Raw genomic sequence first — 5,841 nt, 5'->3', positions numbered from 1 at the left:
GGTGAGCGGTGCGGGGCGCGACATCAGGGGCAGTCCGCCGGCGACGGCGAGTTCCACCAGCGCGGTGCCGTCGGGCAGGAGGGCGTACCGCCCGGTGACCGGCCGCCCGTCGGGACCGGTGCAGCCGGGGACGTCGTGCTCGGTGGTGCCGGGCAGGGCGGCCGCGACGGCGGCGATGGTGCCCTCGCCGCCGTCGGCCATCGGACGCTCGATCAGCTCGTCGTCCGGCCGCACCGAGCGCCAGCCGTCGGCCAGCGCCCGGGCGGCGTCCGTCGCCGTGACCGTCCCCTTGAAGGAGTCCGGCGCGAGGACGACCCTCATGCGCTCTCCACGTGGGCCCGGTGGCGCTCGACCACCGTCGCGAGGGTCCGCGCCCCGGGGGCGTCCCAGATCTCCTGGTTGAAGATCTCGGTCTCGATCCAGCCGGTGTAGCCGGCGGCCGTGACCATCTCCGTCAGCGCCCCGAAGTCGATGCACCCGTCGCCCACGTGGCCCCGGCCGAGCAGGACGTCGGCGGGCAGCGGCAGCGTCCAGTCGCAGACCTGGTAGGAGGCGATCCGGGCGCCCGCGCGGGCGATCTGCGCGGCGAGGTCCGGATCCCACCACACGTGGTAGCTGTCGACGACGACGCCGACCTGCCCGACGGGGTGGGGCTCGGCCAGGTCGAGGGCCTGGCCGAGGGTGGAGACCACGGCCCGGTCGGCGCAGAACATCGGGTGCAGCGGTTCGATCGCCAGCCGCACGCCCAGGTCACCGGCGTACGGGGCGAGTTCGGCCAGCCGGTCGGCGACCCGCTCCCGCGCCCCGGCCAGGTCGCGGCTGCCCTCGGGGACGCCGCCGACGACCATCACCAGGGTGTCGGTGCCCAGTTCGGCCGCGTCCTCCAGCGCGCGGAGGTTGTCGGCGAGCGCCGCCCGGTGGGCGTCCGGGCCCTCGGCGGTGAGGAATCCGCCCCGGCACAGGCTGCTGACGGCCAGTCCCGCCTCGCGGACCAGTTTGGCCGCGACTCCGACTCCGACCTCCTCGACCTTGTCGCGCCAGAGCCCGATCGCGGGAACGCCGGCCTCCGCGCAGCCGCGCACCGCCTCCGGCAGGCTCCAGCCCTTGGTGGTGATCTGGTTCAGCGAGATCCGGTTCACGCCTCCACCCCCGCCACCGCGAGGAACTGCCGCATCCGGTGCGCCGCCAGCTCCGGGTCCGGCAGCACCCCGGCGGCGTCCGCCAGCCGGAACAGCTCCACCAGGTGGACCACGGAACGGCCGCTCTGCGCCCCGCCGACCATGGTGAAGTGGCTCTGGTGGCCGGCCAGCCAGGCGAGGAAGACGACGCCTGTCTTGTAGTGGTACGTCGGCGCCGCGAACAGGTGACGGGCCAGCGGGAGGGTGGGGGCGAGCAGCGCGTCGTACCGGTCGGTGTCCCCGGCGTCCAGGGCGTGCAGCGCGGCGGCGGCGCGGGTGGCGATCGGGTCGAAGACGCCCAGCAGCGCGTGGCTGTGGCCGAGTTCGTCGCCGCGGATGAGCTCCGGGTAGTTGAAGTCGTCGCCGGTGTAGAGCCGGACGCCCTCGGGCAGGGCACGGCGCAGGGCGACCTCCCGGTCGGCGTCGAGCAGCGAGACCTTGATGCCGTCGATGCCGGCGCGGTGCTCCCGGATCAGCGCGAGCACCGTCGCGGTGGCCGCGTCCAGGTCGGCGGAGCCCCAGTAGCCGGACAGCGCCGGGTCGAACATCTCGCCGAGCCAGTGCAGGACCACCGGCCGGCCGGCCTGGGCGATCAGCCGGCCGTAGACCCGGAGGTAGTCCTCGGGCCCGCGGGCCTGCGCGGCGAGTGCGCGGCTGGCCATCAGGACGGGCTGCGCACCGGCCTCCTCGACCACCGCGAGCTGCTCCTCGTAGGCGGCCGTGATCCCGGCGAGGTCCGTGGCCGGGCCGGTGAGCTGGTCCGTGCCGACGCCGCAGGCGAGGAGGCCGCCGACGGCGCGGGCCTCCGCGCCGGAGCGGACGATCAGTTCCCGGGTGGCGGCCCAGTCCAGGCCCATGCCGCGCTGGGCGGTGTCCATGGCGTCGGCGACGCCGAGGCCGAGGGACCACAGGTGGCGGCGGAAGGCGAGGGTGGCGTCCCAGTCGACGGCCGCCGGGGCGCCGGGGGCGTTGCCGCCGAGCGGGTCGGCGACGACGTGCGCGGCGGCGAAGGCCGTGCGGCTCCTGGGCGGGTGCGCCGGGATCTCCAGCGGCTCGGGGGTGGCCAGCCGGTGCCGGCCGTGGCCGGGAAGGTTCAGCTCGGTCATCGGATCTCCAGCTCGGGGACGTCCAGGCGGCGGCCCTCGCGGGCGGAGCGCAGGCCGAGTTCGGCCAGCTGGACGCCCTTGGCGCCCTCCAGCAGGTCCCAGGTGTACGGGGAGCCGGTGACGACGTGTCGCAGGAAGAGCTCCCACTGCGCCCTGAAGCCGTTGTCGAACTCGCCGTTGTCCGGGACCTGCTGCCACTGCTCGCGGAACCGCTCGGTGGCCGGCAGGTCCGGGTTCCACACCGGCTTCGGGGTGGTGGCCCGGTGCTGGATCCGGCAGTTGCGCAGCCCGGCGACCGCGCTGCCCTCGGTGCCGTCGACCTGGAACTCCACCAGCTCGTCCCGGTCGACCCGGACGGCCCAGGAGGAGTTGATCTGGGCGGTGATCCCGCCCTCCAGCTCGAAGACGCCGTAGGCGGCGTCGTCGGCGGTCGCCGGGTAACCGCGGCCCTGCTCGTCGACCCGCTCGGGGATGTGGGTGGCGCTGTGCGCGTACACCGAACGGACGGGCGCGATGATCTGGTCCAGCACGTACCGCCAGTGCGGGAACATGTCCAGGATCATGCCGCCGCCGTCCTGGGCGCGGTAGTTCCAGGAGGGGCGCTGCGCGTCCTGCCAGTCGCCCTCGAACACCCAGTAGCCGAACTCGCCGCGCACCGACAGGATGCGGCCGAAGAAGCCGCCGTCCACCAGCCGCTTGAGCTTGAGCAGGCCGGGCAGGAAGAGCTTGTCCTGCACCGCGCCGTTGCACACCCCGGCCTCGCGGGCCAGCCGGGCCAGTTCGAGTGCGGCGTCCAGGGACTCGGCGGTGGGCTTCTCGGTGTAGACGTGCTTGCCGGCCGCGATGGCGGTGCGCAGGGCCTGCTCGCGGGCCGGGGTGACCTGGGCGTCGAAGTAGATCTCGGCGAGCGGGTGGGCCAGCGCCTCGTCCAGCGAGGTCGTCCAGTGGGTCAGCCCGTGGCGGTCCGCCAGGTCCTGGAGCTTGCGGGCGTCGCGGCCGACCAGGATCGGCTCGGGCCACAGGGTGTCGCCGCCCTCCAGGGGGAGTCCGCCCTGCTCGCGGATGGCCAGGATCGAGCGCACCAGGTGCTGGCGGTAGCCCATCCGGCCGGTGACGCCGTTCATCACGACGCCGATCACTCTCTGAGTCATGCGTGGTCCTCCGGGTCCGGTGCAGTCAGTGGGAAAGCAGTGGGAAAGCGCTTTCCGAGAGGTTAGGGAGATATGCTGCGCACGTCAACGCAGGTGCCGGGGAAAGCGGGGAATCGGTCGATGGGTGTCACCCTCAGTGAGGTTGCCCGTCACGCCGGGGTCTCGCTCGCGACGGCCTCCCGCGCCCTCAACGGCTCGGCCCGGACGGTCGGCGAAGCGCTGGCCGCGAAGGTCAGGGCGAGTGCCGACGCCCTCGGGTACCTGCCGAACGCCCCCGCCCAGGCGCTCGCCCGCGCCGCCACGGCCAACGTCGGCGTGCTGCTGCACGACGTGGCCGACCCGTACTTCGCGGCCATCGCCCGCGGTGTCTCCGACGCCGCCGGGCAGGCCGGGCTGCTCCCGCTGGTGATCAACACGGACGGGGAGCCGGAGACGCAGGTCCGGGGCATCCGGATGCTGCACGGTCAGCGGGTGCGGGCCATCCTCCTGGCCGGGTCCGCCCACACCGACCCGGAAGCCGTCCTGGCCGTCGACGCGGCGCTCTCCGACTACCGGGCGGACGGCGGGCTGATCGCGACCATCACCGACCACGGCCCCGCCTACGACGCCGTCCTGCCGGACAACCGCGGGGGCGCGGCCGACCTGACCCGGGCCCTGCTGGGCCTGGGGCACCGCGAGTTCGCGGTGATCACCGGGCCGGAGCGGCTGCGGGTCCCGATGGACCGGCTCGCCGGGGTGCGCGAGGCGCTCGCCGAGGCGGGCATCGAGCCGGCCGAAGGGGCCGTCCAGCACGTGGAGTTCACCCGCGACGGGGGGCGCGAGGCGGTGCGGCGGCTGCTCGACCGCCCGCGGGCCGAGTGGCCGACCGCCGTGCTGGCGCTGTCCGACGTCTGCGCGGTCGGCGTGCTCGGCGAACTCCGGGCGCGGGGGATCGACGTGCCCGGCGTGATGTCGGTGGCCGGCTTCGACGACATCCCGTTCGCCGCCGACGTGGCACCGGCGCTCTCGACGGTGCGGATGCCGCTGGAGCGGCTCGGCGCGGGAGCCGTCACCCTGGCACTGGAGTCCGGCGGGGGCGGTGGGCGGCCCGTCCGGCTGGCCCTGCCGACCCGGGTCGTGCTGCGGGGGAGCACCGCGGCACCGGTCGCACGGGGCCGGTGAACGGGGGAACACGGGGCGGGGGAACGGCCGGCGGCGCGGTGGTGCCGGACGTCCGGTGAACCGGCGGCCCGCTGCCCTGCGGTCCGTCCGTCCGGTGGTGCGGCGGGGTTTCCGCAGGCCGGGAACGCGGGAGGACCTGACCGGATGATCGGGTGACCGGTACGGTGGTTCTGATCGACTCAGCACATCTGTGTTCGTTCGATCGTATTTCGATTGAACGATGTAGATTGATCAGTTGCCGTGCGGCACCGGGCACGCAGGAGGGAAGCCATGACCATCACGGCAGAGGAACGTCGGTCCCGGATCCTGGAGGTCGTCCGCGACCTCAGGACGGTTCGGGTGGTGGACCTCGCCACCAGGATGGGCCTCTCGGCCGTCACCGTCCGCCGCGACGTGGCGGTGCTCGCCGACGACGGGCTGCTGCACCGCTCGCACGGCTCCGTCTCGCTGCCGCGCGCCAAGTCCGCCGCGGCCGGGGGCGCCGACCGGGTCCTGGGCATGCTCGTCCCCACCGTCGGTTCGTACTTCGACGAGGTGATCGGCGGTGCCCGCGCGGCCGCCGCGGCAGCCGGTGCGCGCCTGGTGCTCGCCATCGCCCCGTACGAGTCCGACAACGACCGCGCCCAGGTCGGGCAGCTGCTCGACTCGGGGGTGGACGGTCTGCTCCTGACCCCCAACTGGCGCCCGGCCGGCGGCGAGGACGGCCCGTGGACCGGTGGGCTCCCGGTGCCCGCCGTGCTCGTCGAGCGCCGCCCGCCCGCCGACGGCGAGGGCGCGCTGCTGGACTCCGTCGGCTCGGACCACCGGCACGGCGTGCTGCTCGCCCTGCGCCACCTGGTCTCGCTGGGGCACGGCTCGGTGCTGCTGGCCGCCCGCGAGGACACCTGGACGGCGCACCGGGTCCGGACCGGCTACGCCGAAGGGACGGCACTGCTCGGGCTGGAACCGCAGCCGGTGATCGACATCCGCCGCCCCGGCGTCGACTCCGAGGCCGTCGCCGAGCGGATCGCCGAGGCCGCCGCCCGGGGCGTGCGGGCCGTCCTGGTCCACAACGACCAGGACGCCATCCAGCTTCCGCCGCTGCTGCGGGCCCGGGGCCTCCAGGTGCCGGACGACGTGGCGCTGATCGCGTACGACGACGTGTTCGCGGCCCTCGCCGCGCCGCCGCTGACGGCCGTCGCCCCGCCGAAGCGGGCCGTGGGCGCGGCCGCCGTGGAGCTGCTGCTGCGCCGGCTGGACCGCGGC

6 protein-coding genes are annotated in these 5,841 nt (G+C 74.8%); 2 read left to right on the top strand and 4 right to left on the bottom strand.

Translation table 11 applies throughout. The features are described from left to right. The 4 genes from BU198_RS37675 to BU198_RS37660 all read right to left on the bottom strand — a co-directional run. On the bottom strand, positions 1-321 hold a 321-nt coding region (locus BU198_RS37675; protein WP_188301276.1), incomplete at its 3' end, for a glycerate kinase. After that, the gene (locus BU198_RS37670; protein WP_188301275.1) at positions 318-1,139 is read right to left on the bottom strand and encodes a sugar phosphate isomerase/epimerase family protein; all 822 of its coding nucleotides are present in this window, start codon (positions 1,137-1,139) and stop codon (positions 318-320) included. The genes BU198_RS37675 and BU198_RS37670, both read right to left, overlap by 4 nt. Continuing rightward, complete coding sequence (locus BU198_RS37665) at positions 1,136-2,284, bottom strand: dihydrodipicolinate synthase family protein (protein WP_188301274.1); 1,149 nt, start codon at positions 2,282-2,284, stop codon at positions 1,136-1,138. The genes BU198_RS37670 and BU198_RS37665 overlap by 4 nt, the downstream gene beginning before the upstream one ends. Further along, positions 2,281-3,435, bottom strand: a complete 1,155-nt coding sequence (locus BU198_RS37660; protein ID WP_188301273.1) for a Gfo/Idh/MocA family protein — start codon at positions 3,433-3,435, stop codon at positions 2,281-2,283. The genes BU198_RS37665 and BU198_RS37660 overlap by 4 nt, the downstream gene beginning before the upstream one ends. A 120-nt stretch (positions 3,436-3,555) precedes the next feature. Here BU198_RS37660 and BU198_RS37655 point away from each other — a divergent pair, with 120 nt between their 5' ends. Next, entirely contained in the window at positions 3,556-4,596 is a 1,041-nt protein-coding gene (locus BU198_RS37655) for a LacI family DNA-binding transcriptional regulator (RefSeq protein ID WP_188301272.1), read from the top strand. A 270-nt stretch (positions 4,597-4,866) separates the two neighbouring features. Continuing rightward, positions 4,867-5,841: substrate-binding domain-containing protein (locus BU198_RS37650; RefSeq protein WP_188301271.1), on the top strand; the 975-nt coding region annotated here is incomplete at its 3' end.

Origin of the sequence: Streptomyces sp. CBMA156, from assembly GCF_014596515.1 — a bacterium.
In the GTDB taxonomy this organism is placed as follows: Bacteria; Actinomycetota; Actinomycetes; order Streptomycetales; family Streptomycetaceae; genus Kitasatospora.
This window is presented reverse-complemented; position numbering and strand designations above follow the sequence as displayed.

Bases quoted from the DNA above. Each gene is read 5' to 3' on its own strand.
- BU198_RS37665 (WP_188301274.1), bottom strand. From the start codon at position 2,284: ATGACCGAGCTGAACCTTCCCGGCCACGGCCGGCACCGGCTGGCCACC.
- BU198_RS37655 (WP_188301272.1), top strand. From the start codon at position 3,556: ATGGGTGTCACCCTCAGTGAGGTTGCCCGTCACGCCGGGGTCTCGCTC.
- BU198_RS37660 (WP_188301273.1), bottom strand. From the start codon at position 3,435: ATGACTCAGAGAGTGATCGGCGTCGTGATGAACGGCGTCACCGGCCGG.